Source organism: Pedobacter sp. Leaf170 (assembly GCF_920984665.1).
Taxonomy (GTDB): Bacteria; Bacteroidota; Bacteroidia; order Sphingobacteriales; family Sphingobacteriaceae; genus Pedobacter.
In genome coordinates, this window is the sequence record NZ_CAKLBP010000001.1 from 1,034,059 (window position 1) to 1,054,179 (window position 20,121).

A 20,121-nucleotide genomic window follows, 5' to 3' on the forward strand; every position below is an offset into this window, starting at 1 on the left:
CTTGATACTAATAAAATGAAAAAATTCACAAAATTAACATCGGCCGTAGTGCCTTTAAATATAGAGAACATAGATACCGACCAGATAATTCCGGCAAGGTTTTTAAAAGCAACTACGCGTGAAGGCTTTGGCGAAAATTTATTTCGCGATTGGCGATATAATAGTGATAATACACCAAAACCAGAATTTGTGATGAATAATCCAACCTACAGCGGACAAATTTTAGTCGCAGGTAAAAATTTTGGTTGCGGTAGTAGCCGTGAGCATGCGGCATGGGCAATACAAGATGCAGGTTTTGATGTTGTGATTAGTAGTTTTTTTGCCGATATTTTTAAAGGTAATGCCCTAAACAACGGTTTGTTGCCGATACAAGTGAGTGAAGATTTTTTAAAACAAATTTTCACAGCTGTGGAGAATAACCCAGAAATTACTTTAACTGTTGATTTAGAAAATCAAACAGTAGCAATCGAGGGTAAAGTCCTCCCTTCTGGGGAGGATTTAGGTGGGGCTGAGAACTTCGAAATAAATGCATACAAGAAATCCTGCCTGATTAATGGCTATGATGATATCGATTTCATTTTAGCACAGAAAGATTTGATTGAAGAATTTGAAAAGGGCTAGAAGCTAAAGATTAAAAGCTAAGCTAACACAATCGTCATTGCGAGGCACGAAGCAATCTGCTTCTTAAGATTGCTTCGTGCCTCGCAATGACGACCGCTGAAAAACCATAGTTCAAAAAACATCAATACCCAGCTTAGATTTCTAAGATGGTAAAAATAATAAAACAGTGAAAGAAAGTTTCGTCAGTATTCAAAACCTAAACCTAAAACACCAGCAGAAATCGGTGTTAATGGATTTGAATTGGACCATCCATACTGGCGAACACTACGTTTTATTTGGCGAAAGTGGTAGCGGAAAAACATCTTTAGGCAAAATTATCGCTGGTTTACAAAGTGCTGCTGGCACTGTAAAAATCAATTTTAATACAGAAACTGATTTGCCTGCCGAAGTTTTATTTGTAGAAAGCTGGTACCAATTTAAAAACTTAGAAGGTGTTGCTAATTTCTATTATCAACAGCGTTATACCAGCCAGCAAGCCAAAGATACCTTAACTGTTCATGCAGAGTTAGTAAGTTTTGGCAAAGAAAAAGGACTACATTTTGATAAAGTAGAACCAATTTTAGAAGCATTTAACTTTACAACATTCGCAAGCGCTCAGTTAATAGAATTATCAAGCGGAGAACACAAAAAACTTCAATTGGTTAAAGCATTGTGGTTACAACCGCAATTGTTAATCATCGATCAGCCATACACTGGCCTTGATGCTGCATCTCGTAAAAATCTGAATATTCTATTAGATAAAGTTACAGAAGCAGGTGTTCAGTTGATTTTAATTTGCAATGATGATGAGTTACCTGAATCAATTAATCGCTTCGCAGAAATAAAAGACGGCCAAGTTTCTGTTTCAAAATCAAAAGAACTTGCTGCCTTTTCTATTGAGAAAAATTTAAAAGACATACCAGATTTTCTTAAAGAATCGCCGGCTTATTCATCAAAAGATATAGTTAAAATGGTTGATGTGAATATCAGTTATGGTGATAAGCATGTATTAAAAAGCATCAATTGGGAAATAAAAGCAGGCGAAAAATGGTTATTACAAGGGCATAATGGCTCAGGCAAATCAACTTTGTTGAGTTTAGTAAATGGCGACCATCCGCAATCTTACGCCAACGAGCTTTATCTATTTGGCAACAGACGTGGAAGTGGAGAAAGTATTTGGGATATCAAAGAACACATCGGTTTAATTTCACCAGAATTTCACTGGTATTTTGATGCCTCAGCTACCGTTTGGCAAAGCATCGCATCCGGCTTTTATGATACTGTTGGATTATTCCAGCAACTGCCTTATTCAAAAAGTTTACAGGTTGATGAGCTGGTTGAATATTTTAATTTATCAGCCAGCAAAAAAGAATTATTAACATCACTCCCACTAGGAAAGCAGCGTTTGGTTTTATTAGCCAGAACAATTATTAAAAACCCAGAATTGTTGATTTTGGATGAGCCATGCCAGGGATTAGACCAACAACAAACAAAACAATTTAACCAAATGGTTGATGAATTGTGTAGCAACGGCATGACTTTGATATATGTTGGTCATTTTGAATCGGCTTTGCCCGCCTGCTTAGAGAAGAGAATATTATTAGAAAATGGCGAGGTTAAAGTCGTCGAAAATTTAAACACCCAAACTCGTCATAGCGAGGTACCAAGCAATTTTTGCACAGTACCTTCTAAATGAAATTGCTTCGTACCTCGCAATGACGGCAAAATATAATACAATGAAGAAGAACATTTTAGTAATACCTGGAGATGGTATCGGACCCGAAGTAACTACATGGGGAAAAGCAGCACTCGAAAAAATTGCCGAAATTTTTGGTCATGAATTTGAGTTTGATGAAGCTTTGATGGGTCACGTGGCAATTGAAGTAACTGGCGAACCATTACCTGATGAAACTTTAGAAAAGGCGAGGAAAAGTGATGCCATTCTTTTTGGTGCCATCGGCCATGCCAAATACGACAACGACCCAAGTTTAAAAGTTAGGCCAGAGCAAGGTTTATTAAAAATCCGCAAAGAACTTGGTTTGTTCGCCAACCTCCGCCCGATATTACTATTTGATGAACTTCTTCAGGCATCAAGCATTAAACCCGAAATATTAAGAGGAACAGATATTTTATTCTTTCGCGAATTAACAGGCGATGTTTACTTCGGAGAAAAAACTCGTTCAGAAGATAGAAATACTGCTTCAGATTTAATGATTTACCACCGCTACGAAGTTGAACGCATTGCACATAAGGCTTATCAAGCTGCCCAGCAACGTAGCAAAAGGTTGTGTTCTGTAGATAAAGCGAACGTTTTAGAAAGCTCTCGCCTATGGCGAGAAACCGTTCAGGAAATTGCAAAACAATACCCTGATGTAGAAACCGAGCACATGTTTATTGATAACGCGGCGATGCAATTAATTAAAAATCCTAAGAAATTTGATGTGGTTTTAACGGCGAATTTATTTGGAGATATTTTAACCGATGAAGCTTCGCAAATTGCAGGCTCGATGGGAATGCTGGCATCAGCTTCTGTTGGCGAAAGCACCGGATTCTTTGAGCCAATACATGGTTCGGCTCACGATATTACCGGAAAAGATTTAGCGAATCCGCTAGCCTCTATCCTATCTGCGGCGTTAATGCTCGAAATCGGCTTCGGATTGAAAGAAGAAGCAAAATTGCTGGTTGATACTGTTGATGCCGTTTTAAAAGAAGGTTTTAGAACACACGACATTGCCGACCAAACCACTAACCGATTTAAAGTTTTAGGCACTGCCGAAATGGGCAAATTGGTATTAAAATTCTTATCACAAAAATTAACTACAACACAAAACTAATGATACACGACCCAAATAAAGTATATATTTTCGACACTACATTACGAGATGGCGAACAAGTTCCAGGCTGCCAATTAGATACCAATCAGAAAATTGAAATTGCCAAAGCACTAGAATTATTAGGTGTTGATGTGATTGAAGCCGGATTCCCGATTTCGAGTCCTGGCGATTTTCAAAGTGTTGTGGAGTTATCAAAAGCGATTAAAAACCCTACCATTTGCGCATTAACCAGAGCGATTAAAGGCGATATCGATGTAGCTGCAGAATCATTACAATATGCTAAGCATCCACGTATCCATACCGGCATTGGCTCATCGGATATGCACATTAAATACAAATTTAACAGTACCCGCGAAAAGATTTTAGAAAGAGCGGTTGAAGCGGTTAAATATGCTAAAAAGTTTGTGGAAGATGTTGAGTTTTACGCAGAAGATGCCGGCAGAGCTGATAATGAATTTTTAGCCCAAATGATTGAAGCGGTTATTGCAGCGGGTGCAACCGTAGTAAACATTCCCGATACAAACGGTTATTGCATGCCAGACCAATACGGTTCTAAAATTCTTTATTTAAAGGAAAACGTTAAAAATATTGATAATGCAATTATATCGGTTCATTGCCATAATGATTTAGGTTTGGCAACAGCAAACAGTATTGCCGGTGTAGTTAATGGCGCCCGCCAAATTGAATGTACCATAAACGGTATCGGGGAGAGAGCTGGGAATACGGCTTTGGAAGAAGTTGCGATGATTTTAAAAACGCATAGTTTGGGCTTGCATACCGGCATCAATAGCAAACATTTCACAGAAATTAGCGGAATGGTTAGCCGTATGATGCACATGCCGGTACAGCCAAACAAGGCAATTGTTGGTAAAAATGCTTTTGCACACAGCTCGGGAATTCATCAGGATGGATTTTTAAAACACAGGGAAAATTACGAAATCATTAATCCTGAAGATGTTGGTTTAAACAGCGCTGATATTATTTTGACGGCTCGTAGCGGTCGCCACGCTTTGAAACACCATTTAGAGCGTTTGGATTATGATATAGAAAAAATCAATATTGATGATGTTTACGAGCGTTTTTTAGTATTGGCTGATGAGAAAAAAGACATTACAGATGATGATTTACTTTTCTTGATGAGTAATGGAGAAACGGAATCATACAAAAATGGTTATAAATTAAACTTACTGCAAGTAGTTTGCGGCGACCAGGCAAATCCAACAGCCAATATTAAGTTGCAATATGAAGGTGTAGAGAAAGAAGCAAAAGCAGAAGGTAATGGCCCGGTTGATGCAACCATTAATGCTATTGTGAGCATTATAGATAAAAACATCACACTTAAAGAGTTTACCATACAGGCGATGCACGGTGGAAGTGATGACGTGAGCAAAGTAAATATGAAAGTAGATTATGAAGGCAAATCTTTTGTAGGATTTGGTTTCAGCACGGATATTGTGAAAGCATCTGCCAATGCATATTTAGATGCGATTAATAAGTTTTTGTAGGGAAGCGGAAGGTTGATAGCAGAAAGTTTAAAGCTGAAAGATTAGAGCTGAAAAACTAAAGATTAAAGACTAAAAGTTAAAGCGAAAAGAAAAGCCGCTTCGTCATTGCGAGGTATCTTAAAGCAAGAAACTAAAGTAATAAGATTGCTTCCCCGAATTGTCGGGGCAGGCTGTGCCTCGCAATGACGGACAGAGGGCATAATGTCATCCTGAGCTTGTCGAAGGACAACAATTTTTTACAAATGGTCTTCGACAAGCTCAGACTGACAGAATGTAGATTTGCAGCTAAGTTGAACGTTTTGAGGGGAATTCCCCTCTTTTAGAGGGTTGCCTGAAAGGCGGGGTGTTTTTTTTACTAACCAGCACAAACCAAGTTTTTATAAACCCGACAGCAGTGGAAATACATTTTGATGGTTAGCGAAAAAGATTACCACGTCGTTCCTCTTCGCCTGCCTACTGCAGGCAGGCAATGACGAAACGGAGGAAATAACAGAAGTTAAAAAAGGATTGCAACGCCCGCCTGCCGGATGGGTAGGAATGGCGGGGCAGAATTAACCGAAAAGAACAGAAACCTGCTTTTCAAAAAAATAATTGAGTAAATATTAGTATTTGATACTGAAAAAATGAATGATACAATAAACAATACTTTTGATTTCGGCGGTGCATTTAAAACTTTAGAAGGTGTTGTTAAACGCACACCATTAGAGTATAATGAAGGATTATCGCTTAAGTATAATGCTAATATTTACCTTAAAAGAGAAGATTTACAAATTGTAAGGTCTTACAAATTACGTGGTGCATACAATAAAATAAGTGCTTTAAATCCAGAATCGTTAAAAAACGGTATTGTATGCGCAAGTGCGGGTAACCATGCGCAGGGCGTAGCTTATTCTTGCAAAAAGTTGAATATCAAAGGTGTAATTTTTATGCCTGAGATAACGCCAAAGCAAAAAATTAAGCAGGTAAATATGTTTGGCGGCGCCAATATTGAAATTATTTTAGTTGGCGATACTTTTGATGATTGTTTAAAGGAAGCTTTGATTTACTGCGAAGAAAAATCTTCGACATTTATTCCTCCTTTTGATGATGAAAAAGTGATTGAGGGGCAGGCAACAGTAGCGATGGAAATTTATCAGGATTTGCCTTCTTTGGATGCCATAATTGTACCAGTTGGTGGTGGCGGTTTAGCATCTGGCGTGAGTGCATATCTGCAAACCGTAAAACCTGATGTTAAAATATTTGGCGTAGAACCGATGGGTGCGCCATCATTAAGTGAAGCTTTAAAAAACGGTGGTCCGGTTACGGTTGAAAATATTGAACGTTTTGTTGACGGCGCCGCTGTAAAAAGAATGGGCTGGATAACTTATCAATATTGTCAGGAGCTTTTAAGTTCTACCTATTTGATTCCTGAAGGGCAAATTTGCACAACTATTTTAAAGCTGTATAATGAAGATGCAATTGTTGTAGAGCCAGCAGGTGCATTATCTGTAGCCGCCTTAGAACAGGTTAAAGACCAAATTGTAGGTAAAAATATTGTTTGTGTAATCAGTGGTGGTAATAACGACATTGAACGCATGCAAGAAATCAAAGAGAAGTCGTTACTTTTTGAAGGTTTAAAGCATTATTTCATTGTTCGCTTTCCGCAAAGACCAGGTGCATTAAAATTATTTGTAAACGAGGTTTTAGGCCCGCATGATGATATTACCCGTTTTGAGTTTATTAAAAAAACCAATAAAGAAAACGGACCGGCATTGGTTGGAATTGAGTTAACCAATAAAGACGATTATGCGAGTTTGCTGCAGCGTATGAAAGATTTTAAATTCGAAATTATTGAGTTGAACCAGGACCAAACTTTGTTTGAGTATTTGGTATAAGGTTTCGATTAATTAACCGCAAAGAACGGAAAGTTTTTTTGCAGAAAAAGAAATGACAATTTTTAAATTTGTCGTCCTGAAAATACCGAAGAACAGGGTTTAATATACTTAGCGTGACAAAATCTCGTAAAAAAAATGAATTTTAAAGATCTAAAAAACCAAACCTTAATAACCGATAGCGATTTGGATTGGGATGATTTAGGCGCTGGCGTAAAGCGCAAAGTAATGCCTTTTGATGACAATTTAATGCTGGTAAAAGTTGCTTTTGAAAAAGATGCAGTTGGAACGTTACATAACCATCCGCATTTACAATTAAGTTACGTGGCTAAAGGGAGTTTTGAAGTAACTATGGGCGATAATAAGAAAACACTAAATGAAGGCGATCTATTTTTTGCCCCAACCATGATTTTTCACGGAGTGGTTTGCCTTGAAGATGGTTTGTTGATTGATATTTTTAACCCGCACCGCGAAGATTTTTTATAATATTTATCACCACCAAATACAACTAAACCATTTGCTTTGAAACTGAGATTTATGAAAATGTTAAAATAAAATTTCCTAATCAAAAGTCAGCCTCACGTTTTTATAACCCAAACCTTCAATTAAGGGCTTTAAAACATTTGCAGCATTATTTTTAGTTTGCGATAAAATATCTGATTTTTTCACTTCGGTAGCTACATGTTTTTCGGCAGCCTTATAAGCCTCATCAACCAATCCCGCTTCGCGGAAGAAAGCCATTTTAGTATCGTAAACTTTGGAGTTTTTGTGGTCAATTTTTACATAACAAATTTCTGGCTGTGGTAAATTTACTACAGCAGTATCTCCATCAATTTCAATATTATCTCTGGAAACTTTTGTTAAATCGATGCAACCAACAGCCTCTGCTTTTACAATTAGCAAAACACTCGCTTCAGGTAAAAAATCAGTTTTGTTTTTATGCTCCAGCACATCACTAATTTGGTAACGAACCAACTCCAGTTTACCAATAGCCTCAATTTTTTCTACTAAAAGCTGATGTTTACTTTCAACAGAGGTGTTAATGCTAAACTTTTTTGAGATAAAAAAGTATCCTGCAATCAATAAAATCAGCCAGGGTAAAACTCTAAAAACTACTCTCATTTCAACTTAAATAAATTCAATTTTCAATGTTGTGTTACATCAACCAAACAATTATTAATCCACATTGTGTTTTACTGATTTTTTGGCAGTTGTTTTGTATTACACAAAGCACACACACAAATTAAACAATATCGACATGAAAAAACTTACTATCCTAATGCTTTGCATTGTCACACTAGGTTTGGCATCCTGCAAAAAAGAAACAATCGTACAAAGCCCAAATGCAATTTTAACGGTTGTTAGAGATGTTTCTACAAATGCCTGGACGCTTAGTAGCGACAGCAAAACTTATACAGCCGAAATTCCTGTTCCTGAAATTGACCAATATCACATCGATAACGAAGGAACTTTAGTTTACATTTCTTATAACAGTGGAGCAAGTTACATTGCCCTACCTTTTGTTTATAATATTGATGCTTTTAGCTACGAAGTTTATAAAGGTGGTGTTGCAATTGATGTTCAAAGCGCTGACTTTCAACTTCAAACAAGAAAGCCAACCTCAACAGTTAGAATTAAAATAGTATTGGTCGGAAACGATTTATAATTTCTTAGTAAAACTCTAAAAAACGACTAATGTTCAATTGAACGTGGTCGTTTTTTTTGTGTTCGCCCCTATTCAATTGTAGAGCCCGAACGGTTACACCGTTTCTTTCCAGTAAAAGTTCATCATAAAAACCCTTGTAGTAAACATCTTTTACTTCAAAACGCCTACTACTCCAGCCGTTATTTATTTCTGCCCATTCGGGATAAAAAACCACATGAGCAGCAAAAGTTTTTAAACCAATTTTCTCCGCATCACCACGAGATAAAACTACCGCATTGCCTAAAATTTGTGCGGTGTAAATATGCTTCGGCTTTTGATAAATTTCTACTGGTTTACCCGTTTGCAAAAGTTCGCCATTTCTTAAAATCAAAAGCTGGTCGGCCAAAAATAATCCATCGGCTGGGTCGTGAGAAACCAAAATCACCGTAACACCAGTTTCAGCGGCAACACGTTTAATATCGGCTCTAAGTTGGTTTTTGAGCAGGGCATCCACCTGACTAAAAGGTTCATCTAATAACAAAACCTTAGTATCAGCAACCATTGCTTTAGCAATCGCCACACGTTGTTGCTCCCCACCACTTAATTCAATAATTTTTTTGTTTTGTAGCGGCAGAATTCGCAGATGCTCCATAATCGCCAAAGTTTTTTCAGCCTTGGTTTTTAAATCCGAATTAGAAAGTTGAGAAGCGATGTTATCATAAACCTTTGCATATATATTCAATGAAAAATCCTGGGTAACCATTTTCATCTGCTTGTGCCCAGGTATCAGTTGCTCATCAGGGCCTAAAACACGTTTATCTTCAAAGAAAATATCGCCTTCATCGGTTTTTAGCAAACCATAAATAGATTTTAACAAGGTTGATTTACCGCTACCGCTTTCGCCGATGATGGCTACTACGTCGCCTCTATTTATATCGAAACTAATGTTTTTAATACCTCCAGCTTGTTCTATCTGGTATTGTTTCGTTAGATTTTTTACACTGATTATCTTATCGCTCACATGGTAAAGATAATAAAGCTTGAGGGTTTTAAGGTAAAAGGATTAGGCTAAATAATAGAGATAAAAAAAATCCTGTTCCGTCTAACCGAAACAGGATTTACAATTTGTGTGTTGTAATATTTTAGTTTAAACCGAAGGTTACGCCAAAGCTCATGTTTTTTAAACCGGCCTGTTGTGCAGTTGTAAACATATCGTTGAAATAATATTTGGTAAACAAACCTAAACCACCGTAGCCAAACCTAACAGTACCACCGTAACGAACAGATTGGAAGTGGTAGTTATCATATTGTTTTTCTTTGCCTCGCTCATCGCTTATTTGTTTAATCTTTCCATTCAGTAAGAAGCTCACTTCTGGTCCAAGCACTAAATAAAACCTTTTGCCTTTATTATTTTCACTTGTACGAAATTCAAAGTTTAAAGGAATGTGAACGTAGCTGCTCGAAAATCTGTTTTTAGAGAAATGAACAGGTTGCTCCGTGTACACAAACTCATTTGAGTTTTTAGCGATTGTTATATCTCTTCTCAATCTGATTAAAGTCCAATCGAAACCACCGGCAACATAAACTTTAAAGTTTGAGTTAAAGCGATAACCGAATTGTAGGATATCGAATGAGAATGTACTTGTTTTTCCGCCTTTATAATCTAAAAACTCGTTGTTTGGTGATAGATTAAAACTTCCGTTATCAATTAATCTCGAGAAACCTAAATCTACTCTGGTAAAGGTAACGCCACCAACAAAGCGACCTTTCTTTGCGTTATCCGTAGAGTCGGTTCCTTTTGTTACTATCGGACCGCCGCCAATTCTGATGGTATATTTTGCCTTCTTTCTGGTAACTGAGTCTTTAGCGACAGTATCTTGTTGTGCAAAAACACTTGGAGCAATAGCACCGGCAAGTCCGCTTACCAAAAGTGCTGTTAAAATTAAACGTTTCATATTTTGTGTGTGTTTATTTTCTAAATTTTGAATGATTGATTTTTGAATGAGTTAATGCTTTACAACTCAAACCTTAAATCTTGTTAAATCCTTGTCTATTTTCTTTTTTTTCCAATTTTAAAAGGACCAATGTTTATTGATGAAAGTGAAGAATCATCATCATCTGTACGGAACTGGATAAATTTATCTTTCCTTTTATCAACTTTGTTTACAATTAAGTTTACAACATCGCCAACATTTCTAATGCCTTTAGTTTCAGCCTGACTGTTCTCATTATCAACATTATCCATTTTAATTGCACTTGGATTGGCTGCAATAATCGTTTCTTCTTTAGGTTGTAAAATTGCCTCTTCTATTTTGGTTTTGATATCCTTCTGCGGAGTTTCTACTCTAACAATAACCTGTTCCTGTTTTTGCATTTCTGGAGCCGTAACCACTTTATATGTTTCTATAGGTTTTAAAGTTACTTTAGTTTTAACTTTAGCCAAACTCGTAACTGGTTTAGCACTTACAGGCAAAACTTGTGTTACTTTTTCAACCGGGCTAATTACTAAAACCGACGAATCTTTAGTTGGCTGTTCTGCTACCGCAGGATTTTCAAGCTTAGGTTTAACGTTATTAGCGTATTGTTTTGGTTTAACATCTTGTTGTTTGTAAATCAAAAATCCTACAGTTGCCACTAGTAAAACTGCCGCTGCCGATAACCAATAAATTGGAATAATCCTTTTCCTTTTTGGTTCGATTTCGCTTTCTATGCTGCTCCACAAATCTCTTGATGGCTCAATTTCAGCATCTTCGAAAGCATTTTTAAATAACTTATCAAAATCTTTATCCTGTATAGGTTGCATAACCAAAGCCCTCCATTTTTATAATTTCTTCTTTTAATATTGCTCGTGCTCTCGATAATTGAGATTTACTAGCGCCTTCTGAGATACCTAAGGTTTCTCCAATTTCTTTGTGAGAATAGCCTTCAATCACATACATATTGAAAACCATTCTGTAACCATCAGCCAATTTCTGTATCACCTTCATCAAATCCTGCATACCTAAAGTTCCAAAATCAAATCCTGTTGATGGCTGCTCGTAAGCCTCATCAATTTCAACAACATTTAAGCTGCGTAAATTTTTTCGGTAACTCTCAATTGCAGTATTAACCATTACCCTTCTAATCCATCCTTCAAAAGAACCATCGCCTCTATACTCTTTAATTTTCTGAAAAACCTTGATGTAGCCCATTTGCAAAACATCTTCAGCCTCCATTCTATCTTTAGCATAGCGCATACAAACAGCCATCATTTTCGATGCAGTTTGCTTGTAAAGCAGCTCCTGCATCTTCCGGTCGCCTGCTTTGCAGCCTTCCATCAAATCGTTTATCGTATAGCTTCGCGTCAATTTCATTGTGTGTTTGTATATAGAAGATGGCAGATTACAAACATTGGTTGCATAGGAGATGAAAAAAAGTTAAATGAATGTTAAAATCAATTTTTAATAGCTGATTATCAGATAGATAAATATTAAAATTTTATTTTGAAAGATATATATTTTTGCTTTGGAAAGCAATTGCAGAAGGTTTTTTGAATGTTTGTTTCGGTTGAAGCCGAAAACCAGGCTTTAATACTTAAATTTTCAAAGAATACATACAGCCAAAAGCTTAAATTTAGCATCGGTAAAACCTAGTGATTAACATGAGCATTTAAAAATTTAGGGTATGAAAGACAAAACATTACTAATATTATTTCTTTTATCAATAACTGCTTTTGGTACTAAGGCGCAAACGGATACCAGCAAATATATTTTGCAAAACGATATTGAGGTAGCAAAAAAGGAACCTGGCACACATAAAGGCGGCGGAGAAACCATCGGCTATAACTTCTTTGCCGATGCTAGAAACCTTAAAACTGCTTTCAGAAAAAGAGTATTAAAACCCGGCTCTTCTATTGGTTATCATTTACAAAAGGAAGATGAAATTTATTATGTATTGAGCGGCTATGGAATAATGAAAATGAACGGCAAAACCTTTAACGTAAAGCCAGGAGATGCAATTTTAACCAGGCCAGGAAGTTCGCATGGTATTGCTCCAAATGCTGATAATGATTTGGTAATTATGATAGTTTACGAAAAAAAGTAGTAATTAATTTATTACATAAATTTTAACAGTGGGTTTTAAAAACCTTAAATAGTAGCACCAACCCGTGTTAAATAAACCGGATTGAAGTGATATCCTTTTTGAAGCATTAGCTTAAAAGATTGCCACGTCGTTCCTCCTCGCAATGACGAATGTAGGAATGGTACTGCGCTGCAAAAAGATACAAACAAAAAGCCGGACAAACTTAAACAGTTCATCCGGCTTTGCTTTTCTAATTATTTTAAAACTAAGCGCTTTTAACTTCTGGCTTAGCACTTTCACTTTTCCATCCCTTTGCCCACTCCGCTTGTGCAGCATCATCTTTATAAGTCCAGGCTACAAAACGGCTTATTTTTTGCCCCTGACTCATTTGCACAGTACGAACTTCAAATGCATTAGCTTTTATTAATGTGCTGTAAATGCTTTTTAAGTTAGCACTTTTTGAAACCAGTGAGGTAAACCACAAAACCTGGTTTTTAATTTGCTCGCTTTGAATAATCATTTGCTCTACAAAAGCACGTTCGCCGCCCGGGCACCAAAGCTCTGCCTTGTTTCCACCAAAGTTTAAAACGTGTTTTACTTCTTTTTCGTTACCACCCAAATTACGCCATTTTTGACGCGTACCTTGCTCGGCTTCTTTAAGCGACGAGTGAAATGGTGGGTTGCAAACAATGGCATCAAAACGTTCAGTTCGGCCAACAATACCTCTAAAAATACCCATTTTTGAACCTTGTTGGCGAATTTCGATTTTACCTTGCAATGGTTTATTTGCTTCAATTATGCGCTTCGCCGATTCTACAGATAATGGATCTATTTCAGAACCTACAAAGCTCCAGCCGTATTCCTGGTGACCAATTATCGGATAGATGCAATTTGCGCCAACACCAATATCCAATACATTTACGTTTGAGCCTTTCGGGTTTTTACCTTTATTACTTGAGCCTAATAAATCGGCTACGTAGTGAATATAATCTGCTCTACCCGGAATCGGCGGACAAAGAAAATCTTTAGGAATATCCCATTGTGAGATATTATAATATTGTTTAAGCAAAGCCCTGTTCAGTGCTTTAACTGCGCTTTGGTCTGCAAAATCGATAGAATCATCGTTATGCTCGTTCTTAAAAACGAAACGTTTCAATTCTTTTGAAGAAGCTGTAAGTTGTTTGAAATTGTATCGCGAACGGTGTTTGTTGCGTGGGTGTAACTCGCTTTTTTCTTTGCGGTTATTTTGTTCTTGTTCTGCCAATGTAATTTGGGTTAACTAAACATGCTGTGTTGCCTGTTTCTGCCACAAAGGTAGGATAATTAATTGGCTTATCGGTTGTCAGTTGTTCCGTTACCAGTCGTGGTGCCAACCAAGCAAATTTTATAGATAATCCACTAAAGTTTTAAGCGCAACTAACTAAAAATCCATAAAGGCATCCGAAAACAGGAAACCGGCGACTCGTCAAACCTAACTTTCTTCGTTTTTCTCAATCATTGCCGGCTGAATTGCCTTTAGATATTTCGCTTCATCAAACTGGTTTTCGCTTTTAGCGATTACAATTGTTGCAACACCATTGCCAATCACGTTGGTTATTGCCCTGGCTTCACTCATAAATCTATCTACACCAATTAAGATAGAAATATGTTCAATTGGCATAATTTTAAGCGCCGTTAAGGTAGAAACCAATACAATAAAACCACTTCCTGTAACACCCGCAGCACCTTTAGAAGTTACCATCAACACACCTAAAACAGTAATTTGCTGTCCGAGGGTTAAATCGACATGAAAAACCTGGCAAAGAAATATTACGGCCATTGCCAAATAAATTGCTGTTCCATCTAAATTAAAAGAATAACCTGTCGGGATAACTAAACCAACAACCGATTTATCGCAGCCAATGGCTTCCATTTTCTGCATCATACTAGGCAAAGCCGATTCTGAAGATGAAGTACCTAAAACAATTAAAATTTCCTGACGAATGAATTTAAGATATTGCCAAAGGCTGAAGTTATAGTATCTGCAGATGCCATTCAAAATCACAAAAATAAATAGAAAGCAGGTTAAATATACCGAACCCATTAATTTTGCCATACCCACAACACTTTGCAAGCCGTGAGTACCAATGCTGAATGCCATCCCACCAAATGCACCGATTGGAGCAAGGCGCATAATCACTTTCATAATTTTAAACAGCACTTTCGATATTTTATCAAAAGCATTTAAAACTGAGGTTCCTTCGCCACCTAATTTATTTAAACCATAGCCAAAAAGAATGGCGAATAATAAAATTTGTAGAATATTTCCTTCGGCAAAAGCAGCTATAACGTTGTGCGGAATAATATGAAGGAAAAATTCTGCCCAATTCATATCCTTGGCTTTATCGGCATAATCAGAGATTTTACCTGCATCGCTAACTTTAGCCGCAACGCCAACACCAGGTTTTAAAACATTTGCCACCAATAAACCAACTGCTATGGCTACTGTACTTACAATTTCGAAATACAATAGTGCTTTTCCACCTACCCTTCCCACCTTTTTCATATCGCCCATGTGTGCAATGCCCAACACAATGGTAAAGAAAATGATAGGTGCGATGAGCATGCTAATCAGGTTAATAAAACCCTGACTTATCAGTTTTGCAGTTGAAGCAAATTCAGGAAAGTAGGTGCCTACAAATATTCCAATAATAATAGCTACAATTACCTGAAAGGTTAAATTGGAAAGGATTGATTTCATCTATATGTTTTGAAGACTGAAATATAGGTTATTTTTTTCCGATGTTGGAATTTTTAATGAGAACCAACTCATTCAAATAACTAGATATAAACTGGAAATCGAAATATTTGGAAATGAATGAACTAATTTCATGGCACTTTCGGCCTCGCCAAATACTTTACTCATTCATGTCGCCTGCCTACCGCAGGCAGGGGTTTAGTTACAAAGGTTTGTGCAGGAGAGACCCTTTCCAATAGCCTTCATGAAATGGTCGTCATTGCGAGGCACAGCCTAGAAAAGTAAAACTAAAATATTTACGGTTTAATGTCTATTACATCGCCATCGGTAAAAATGCCAAATTCGGCTTTTGAAAATTTGAGCAATCCACTATCGGTATATTTTAAATTTTGCGGATTAGCAATCCTAATCACCTGGCTTTCGCCTGCAACCATAGCTTTATTACCATTTACAATAATTGCTGTACTTTCATCAATACCGATACCAACCATGCTTGGGTTAGCTGCCAAAGCAGAAATTAAACGGTTATATCGGTTACGTTTTAAAAAATGCTGATCAATAATTGTATTTTCTAATAAGCCCAATCCTTTAGAAAATTCAATGTTTTTATCCCAAAGTTTATTAAAGGTTTCTTTGTAAACAGTATCTAAAAGCTGTTTACCGGTAATCATATATTTGCTCATTACGGCAGCTCCGGCACTCGTTCCGGCTATTGTTGAGCCATCTTTATAGGCTTTGTGGATTGCATCATAAACAGGCGTATTTAAAACCACATTCATGAAACGACTTTGGTCGCCGCCTAGTATGTAAATCAGCTTTGCATTTGCTAAAGAATCCGTCCAGGCTTTATCATTTACATCATGCTTTGCAAAATTGAAGTTTCTGATAACCCGATTATCCAACTTTATTATTTGCTTAGCAAAGAAATCAAAGCCGGTATCTGGCGCTTCGCTCGACATTGGCAATACAATGATGTAATCTGTTGGACTTAGCTTTGCCGTTTGAAGCATTTTCTGCATCAAAGCATCTGAGCGATTTCCACCACCGATAATAAACAGGCTACCTTTATTTTGGGCATTTGAAATAAATGCACTGGCTATAAAAATCAGCGATAAAAAGATTCTTTTCATCTGTATGTAATTGTTTTAATGATGATAAAGCTATCAGATTTTCATTCCACTGTGTGACCTGAAAATCATGATGGTTTCATTATTTATAAATGCTTACTTCAATTTTACCGTCAGCGGTAATTGCACCTCGGTACATACCTTCTGTATTAAACGGCATAGACATATTTCCTTTTTTATCTAAAGCGATTAAACCGCCATCGCCACCCATTTTGCCAACTTTTTCGATGGCAATTTTAGATGCAGCATCTACCGACAAACCTTTATATTCCATTAAATCGGAAATGGTTTTGGCCACCACATTACGAATGTAAAACTCGCCCCAACCCGTACAAGAAATACCTGCAGTTTCGTTATTACAATATGTTCCCGAACCAATAATAGGTGCATCACCAACGCGACCGTATTTTTTATTCGTCATACCGCCTGTAGATGTTCCGGCAGCTAAATTACCAGCTTTATCCAAAGCTACGCAGCCAACAGTACCAAACTTATAATCGTGGTTTTTGCTGCCTAAAAGTTCAGATTTTTTGCTGCCGTGATCTAAAACTGCTTTTGTAGAATCTTCTTTAATGGCTTGTTGTAAACCATCCCAACGCTCTTTAGTCCAGAAATATTTTGGGTCTACAATTTCCAAACCAGCATCTTTTGCAAATAAATCGGCGCCTGCACCAACCATCATCACATGTTCTGATTTTTCCATCACAGCTCTTGCTGCAGATATTGGATTTTTAACGGTTGTAACACCCGCAACTGCACCCGCCATTAAAGTTTCCCCCTCCATTATGGCGGCATCCATTTCGTTTCTGCCATCGTGAGTAAAAACAGCGCCTTTACCGGCATTAAAATGTGGGTCGTTTTCTAAAACATGAATAGTCGCTTCTACTGCATCCAAACTCGTTTTTCCATCCTTAATTTTTGCATAACCCGCTTTTAAAGCTTCGGTTAAAACCTTTACATATTCAGCTTCTTTTTCCGGTGTCATATTCTTTTTCAATATTGTACCTGCACCACCGTGAATAACCATAACATATTTTTTCTGCTGCGCAGAAACGTTTGCTGCAAAAATTGCAAACGCAAAAACCAAAAATAATTTTAATGTTTTCATCCTTATTTTATTGAACTTTTTTGTTTAAAACTCCATTATCTATCCACCACCAATACCATTTGCCACCCGTGGCTTCACTTGCCTTAAAGTTAGCAACATTAAAATTACCACCACCATTTACCGATGCAGGAATTTCATAAACTGAGATGGCTTTTTCGTTATTACTCCAGATAACTTTCTTATTTGCCTCCAGTTGTTCGGGTTGTTTGCCTTCATCAGAACTTATAAAATATGCATAACTGTAAGGTCGGCTTGCAGAATAGTCTCCAAAAACCTGCGCCTTTCCATCCTTATCAATACAAACGGCCGTTCTTTCATCTGCAGCAATAGCTTTTGCGGCTATATTCCAATCCTTTTTTATCCTACCTAAAAAAATAACCGAGCGCCCTTCTCTATCTCTGGTTAAATAATGTTGGTCGGTAATTACATTTTGTAAATAAGGTGCTTTTAAAAAATCGTTATTGTATAAGGTTACGTTTGAATCGTATGGATTTGCCAAAGCCTGTACCGAGGTTAAACCGCCGGTTTCACCACTATAGTAAAAGCCACCTAAAATTGCGCAACCAGCGCTGGTACCGCCAACCGGAGCTTTTTTATCATTCAAAAGATAATTTAAAGCTTGTTCGGTTTTCGTTCCTTTCCAATACCTCATGTAATCAGATTGGTCGCCACCGGCAATAAAAACCATCTCAGCATTTCGGATTATGTAAGCTACTGTATCATTATTTGCTAATTCTTTTGTATTGATTAATAAGGTTTCTACAGAATTTACCGTACCCAAACCGTTAATGTAGGGGTTATAGGCATCAGTTCCTGAAGCACGCAAAATCACAACATCTCCTCCTCCGCTTCTATCAATCATCCATTTAAAAGCGGCATCAACATCCGTTCCGCCACCCATTAAAACCATACCGCCATTGGTTGCTTTAACTACGTTACTACTATCGCCAACCAAACCAATTGATGCAGGTCTGCGTTTCGCGACTGGCGTTGTTGTCCCTCCGCCTCCAGTTGTTGGTGTTGCAGGCGAAACCGAAGTTTTACTGCAAGCCATAACCGAAACGCAATAAGCCATCAGCAGGATAAAGAATATTTGTTTCATATTTAAAATATTAATGAGGCTCTATCAAAATTCATTTTGCCAGACTGAGCTTGTCGAAGGTTAATAGAAATATGTATTATCGTTTCGACAAGCTCAACATGACAAAGGCATCTCTTGTAAAGTCACCAAATAATTAATAGCCCGGATTTTGAACGGTATTTTTATTTACCGAAATTTCCAAAGCAGGTAAAGGAAGCGAGTATTGAGCCTGAGTAACGGGTAGTGTTACCGCTCCAGATGCGTTTACAGCGTCAGCCGCCAATCTAACTACCGGTAAATTTCTCCTTTTTAGATCGTAAAAACGATGACCTTCAAAAGCAAGTTCTTTAAATCTTTCTTCAATGATGGCATTGATAAGCGTTGCTTTATCAGCAAAGGTTGCGCTAACATAATTATTGACACGAGCATTACGCAATGCGTTTAAATCGCCAGCTGCATCTCCAGTTGATTCCGCTTCTGCTTCAGCTTTAATTAAATACATCTCGCCCGTGCGAAATAATTTAATATCGGTTAAACCTGGAGCTGTTGAGGTACCACCAATATATTTATTTACCAGATATTGAGATCTTGTTCCAGTTCTTGTTGCATCAAATCTGATGTACGAAGTATAACGCAAATCGTTAACCTTATCAAAAGTATTAATCAACTTAAAAGCAGGCGCATATAAAACAATGCCACCAGTTTGGCGGAAGTAAAAATCGCCAACTCTAGAATCAGTTGTTCCAACACGTTTTGCTTTCCAGATAACTTCGTTTTCATTAGCATCTGTCCATATACCCGGAAACTGTGCTTTTGTTGCTAAAGGATTCACCGCAATCACTTCATTAGCGTAAGAAATAGCGTCGCTCCAATTTTTCTCATACAATGCCAATCTGGCTTGAATAGCAGAAACCGCAGTTTTTGTAATTCGGGTTCTATCTGTAAAAGTTGTCGGAATTAAGCCTTTGGCTGAGATTAAATCAGCTTTTGCATTTGCTACAACCACTTCAAAATTATCTCTTGCAGGATAAGAAATTGTTGATGTTTTCATGTATGGAACGCCTAATGCTCCGGTTTGATAAGCAGATGCATAGTTTCTCAACAATTCAAAATGAAAATATGCACGTAAGGCTAAAAGTTCACCGCGGTATCTTGCACCTGTAGTTGCATCTGCCCCACTTAATGTTAAGGCATCTAAACCTGCAATTGTTCTGTTAACTCTATCAATCGCGGTGTAATAACTTGCATAAAGCGAGGTTACCGAACCACTTCCGGCAGTATAAAGCCATCTGAAGGCATCGCTATTTCCAACCGTATTTTCTGTTGGGAATGTTGCTTCATCAGAAACTGTTGAAACCAAACTTATTGGCGTATAATCTACTAATGCGTAAGCACCCAACAAACCTAAGTTTATATCACTTATATTTCTAAAAGCCTTATCAGGCGATATTGTATCCGTTGGCGCTAAATCAAGTTTTGTACATGATGATGCCAATACTAACAACGAAAATATAAGTACGTATTTTTTATATATTTTATTAATCATTGCTA

At 37.3% G+C, this 20,121-nt stretch carries 19 protein-coding genes; 8 read left to right on the forward strand and 11 right to left on the reverse strand.

The window, feature by feature from the left end; translation table 11 throughout:
- Positions 1 to 15 precede the first annotated feature (15 nt).
- The 6 genes from leuD (at position 16) to LUA90_RS04700 (ending at position 7,296) form a co-directional block, all read left to right on the forward strand.
- Positions 16 to 621, forward strand: coding sequence for a 3-isopropylmalate dehydratase small subunit (gene leuD / locus LUA90_RS04675; protein ID WP_231490465.1), 606 nt, complete (start codon positions 16 to 18; stop codon positions 619 to 621).
- Between the two features lie 166 nt (positions 622 to 787).
- On the forward strand, positions 788 to 2,296 hold the full coding sequence (locus LUA90_RS04680) for an ATP-binding cassette domain-containing protein (protein ID WP_231490467.1): 1,509 nt from the start codon (positions 788 to 790) through the stop codon (positions 2,294 to 2,296).
- A 40-nt stretch (positions 2,297 to 2,336) separates the two neighbouring features.
- Positions 2,337 to 3,434 carry a 3-isopropylmalate dehydrogenase gene (leuB, locus tag LUA90_RS04685; protein ID WP_231463904.1) on the forward strand — a complete coding sequence of 366 codons (1,098 nt, stop codon included), beginning with the start codon at positions 2,337 to 2,339 and terminating at the stop codon, positions 3,432 to 3,434.
- Entirely contained in the window at positions 3,434 to 4,939 is a 1,506-nt protein-coding gene (locus tag LUA90_RS04690) for a 2-isopropylmalate synthase (RefSeq protein WP_231463906.1), read from the forward strand. The genes leuB and LUA90_RS04690 overlap by 1 nt, the downstream gene beginning before the upstream one ends.
- A gap of 623 nt (positions 4,940 to 5,562) precedes the next feature.
- A complete protein-coding gene (gene ilvA / locus LUA90_RS04695) occupies positions 5,563 to 6,813 on the forward strand; it encodes a threonine ammonia-lyase IlvA (RefSeq protein WP_231463908.1) in 1,251 nt (416 codons plus the stop codon).
- Positions 6,814 to 6,948: 135 nt separating this feature from the next.
- A complete protein-coding gene (locus LUA90_RS04700) occupies positions 6,949 to 7,296 on the forward strand; it encodes a cupin domain-containing protein (protein WP_231463910.1) in 348 nt (115 codons plus the stop codon).
- Between the two features lie 75 nt (positions 7,297 to 7,371).
- On the opposite strand, the gene LUA90_RS04705 is transcribed toward LUA90_RS04700, so the two are convergent.
- A complete protein-coding gene (locus tag LUA90_RS04705) occupies positions 7,372 to 7,932 on the reverse strand; it encodes a DUF4230 domain-containing protein (protein ID WP_231463912.1) in 561 nt (186 codons plus the stop codon).
- Positions 7,933 to 8,068: 136 nt separating this feature from the next.
- Here LUA90_RS04705 and LUA90_RS04710 point away from each other — a divergent pair, with 136 nt between their 5' ends.
- Positions 8,069 to 8,476, forward strand: a complete 408-nt coding sequence (locus tag LUA90_RS04710) for a hypothetical protein (RefSeq protein WP_231463914.1) — start codon at positions 8,069 to 8,071, stop codon at positions 8,474 to 8,476.
- Positions 8,477 to 8,480: 4 nt separating this feature from the next.
- Here LUA90_RS04710 and LUA90_RS04715 read toward each other — a convergent pair whose 3' ends face one another.
- From LUA90_RS04715 to LUA90_RS04730, 4 genes are all read right to left on the reverse strand, one after another.
- On the reverse strand, positions 8,481 to 9,476 hold the full coding sequence (locus LUA90_RS04715) for an ABC transporter ATP-binding protein (RefSeq protein ID WP_231463916.1): 996 nt from the start codon (positions 9,474 to 9,476) through the stop codon (positions 8,481 to 8,483).
- Positions 9,477 to 9,597: 121 nt separating this feature from the next.
- A complete protein-coding gene (locus LUA90_RS04720; RefSeq protein WP_231463918.1) occupies positions 9,598 to 10,410 on the reverse strand; it encodes an outer membrane beta-barrel protein in 813 nt (270 codons plus the stop codon).
- Between the two features lie 95 nt (positions 10,411 to 10,505).
- Positions 10,506 to 11,258 carry a hypothetical protein gene (locus LUA90_RS04725; protein WP_231490469.1) on the reverse strand — a complete coding sequence of 251 codons (753 nt, stop codon included), beginning with the start codon at positions 11,256 to 11,258 and terminating at the stop codon, positions 10,506 to 10,508.
- Positions 11,239 to 11,808, reverse strand: a complete 570-nt coding sequence (locus LUA90_RS04730; RefSeq protein WP_231463922.1) for an RNA polymerase sigma factor — start codon at positions 11,806 to 11,808, stop codon at positions 11,239 to 11,241. Before LUA90_RS04730 ends, LUA90_RS04725 begins: the two co-directional genes overlap by 20 nt.
- 310 nt (positions 11,809 to 12,118) lie before the next feature.
- Here LUA90_RS04730 and LUA90_RS04735 point away from each other — a divergent pair, with 310 nt between their 5' ends.
- Entirely contained in the window at positions 12,119 to 12,538 is a 420-nt protein-coding gene (locus tag LUA90_RS04735; RefSeq protein WP_231490470.1) for a cupin domain-containing protein, read from the forward strand.
- A gap of 244 nt (positions 12,539 to 12,782) precedes the next feature.
- Here LUA90_RS04735 and rlmF read toward each other — a convergent pair whose 3' ends face one another.
- The 6 genes from rlmF to LUA90_RS04765 all read right to left on the reverse strand — a co-directional run bounded on the left by rlmF (position 12,783) and on the right by LUA90_RS04765 (position 20,116).
- Positions 12,783 to 13,781, reverse strand: a complete 999-nt coding sequence (gene rlmF, locus LUA90_RS04740) for a 23S rRNA (adenine(1618)-N(6))-methyltransferase RlmF (RefSeq protein ID WP_231490472.1) — start codon at positions 13,779 to 13,781, stop codon at positions 12,783 to 12,785.
- 207 nt (positions 13,782 to 13,988) lie between these two features.
- Positions 13,989 to 15,257 carry a C4-dicarboxylate transporter DctA gene (dctA, locus tag LUA90_RS04745; protein WP_231463929.1) on the reverse strand — a complete coding sequence of 423 codons (1,269 nt, stop codon included), beginning with the start codon at positions 15,255 to 15,257 and terminating at the stop codon, positions 13,989 to 13,991.
- A 293-nt stretch (positions 15,258 to 15,550) separates the two neighbouring features.
- Positions 15,551 to 16,384, reverse strand: coding sequence for a cyanophycinase (locus LUA90_RS04750; RefSeq protein ID WP_231490473.1), 834 nt, complete (start codon positions 16,382 to 16,384; stop codon positions 15,551 to 15,553).
- Between the two features lie 79 nt (positions 16,385 to 16,463).
- Positions 16,464 to 17,489, reverse strand: coding sequence for an isoaspartyl peptidase/L-asparaginase family protein (locus LUA90_RS04755; protein ID WP_231490474.1), 1,026 nt, complete (start codon positions 17,487 to 17,489; stop codon positions 16,464 to 16,466).
- A gap of 7 nt (positions 17,490 to 17,496) precedes the next feature.
- Positions 17,497 to 18,591 carry a cyanophycinase gene (locus LUA90_RS04760; RefSeq protein WP_231490475.1) on the reverse strand — a complete coding sequence of 365 codons (1,095 nt, stop codon included), beginning with the start codon at positions 18,589 to 18,591 and terminating at the stop codon, positions 17,497 to 17,499.
- Positions 18,592 to 18,724: 133 nt separating this feature from the next.
- Complete coding sequence (locus tag LUA90_RS04765; RefSeq protein ID WP_231490476.1) at positions 18,725 to 20,116, reverse strand: RagB/SusD family nutrient uptake outer membrane protein; 1,392 nt, start codon at positions 20,114 to 20,116, stop codon at positions 18,725 to 18,727.
- Positions 20,117 to 20,121 lie beyond the last annotated feature (5 nt).

Excerpts from the sequence above, each read along its gene's own strand:
- leuD (WP_231490465.1), top strand. The coding sequence starts at position 16 with ATGAAAAAATTCACAAAATTAACATCGGCCGTAGTGCCTTTAAATATA.
- leuB (WP_231463904.1), top strand. The coding sequence starts at position 2,337 with ATGAAGAAGAACATTTTAGTAATACCTGGAGATGGTATCGGACCCGAA.
- LUA90_RS04690 (WP_231463906.1), top strand. The coding sequence starts at position 3,434 with ATGATACACGACCCAAATAAAGTATATATTTTCGACACTACATTACGA.
- ilvA (WP_231463908.1), top strand. The coding sequence starts at position 5,563 with ATGAATGATACAATAAACAATACTTTTGATTTCGGCGGTGCATTTAAA.
- LUA90_RS04700 (WP_231463910.1), top strand. The coding sequence starts at position 6,949 with ATGAATTTTAAAGATCTAAAAAACCAAACCTTAATAACCGATAGCGAT.
- LUA90_RS04705 (WP_231463912.1), bottom strand. The coding sequence starts at position 7,932 with ATGAGAGTAGTTTTTAGAGTTTTACCCTGGCTGATTTTATTGATTGCA.
- LUA90_RS04710 (WP_231463914.1), top strand. The coding sequence starts at position 8,069 with ATGAAAAAACTTACTATCCTAATGCTTTGCATTGTCACACTAGGTTTG.
- LUA90_RS04720 (WP_231463918.1), bottom strand. The coding sequence starts at position 10,410 with ATGAAACGTTTAATTTTAACAGCACTTTTGGTAAGCGGACTTGCCGGT.
- LUA90_RS04725 (WP_231490469.1), bottom strand. The coding sequence starts at position 11,258 with ATGCAACCTATACAGGATAAAGATTTTGATAAGTTATTTAAAAATGCT.
- LUA90_RS04730 (WP_231463922.1), bottom strand. The coding sequence starts at position 11,808 with ATGAAATTGACGCGAAGCTATACGATAAACGATTTGATGGAAGGCTGC.
- LUA90_RS04735 (WP_231490470.1), top strand. The coding sequence starts at position 12,119 with ATGAAAGACAAAACATTACTAATATTATTTCTTTTATCAATAACTGCT.
- dctA (WP_231463929.1), bottom strand. The coding sequence starts at position 15,257 with ATGAAATCAATCCTTTCCAATTTAACCTTTCAGGTAATTGTAGCTATT.
- LUA90_RS04750 (WP_231490473.1), bottom strand. The coding sequence starts at position 16,384 with ATGAAAAGAATCTTTTTATCGCTGATTTTTATAGCCAGTGCATTTATT.
- LUA90_RS04755 (WP_231490474.1), bottom strand. The coding sequence starts at position 17,489 with ATGAAAACATTAAAATTATTTTTGGTTTTTGCGTTTGCAATTTTTGCA.
- LUA90_RS04760 (WP_231490475.1), bottom strand. The coding sequence starts at position 18,591 with ATGAAACAAATATTCTTTATCCTGCTGATGGCTTATTGCGTTTCGGTT.
- LUA90_RS04765 (WP_231490476.1), bottom strand. The coding sequence starts at position 20,116 with ATGATTAATAAAATATATAAAAAATACGTACTTATATTTTCGTTGTTA.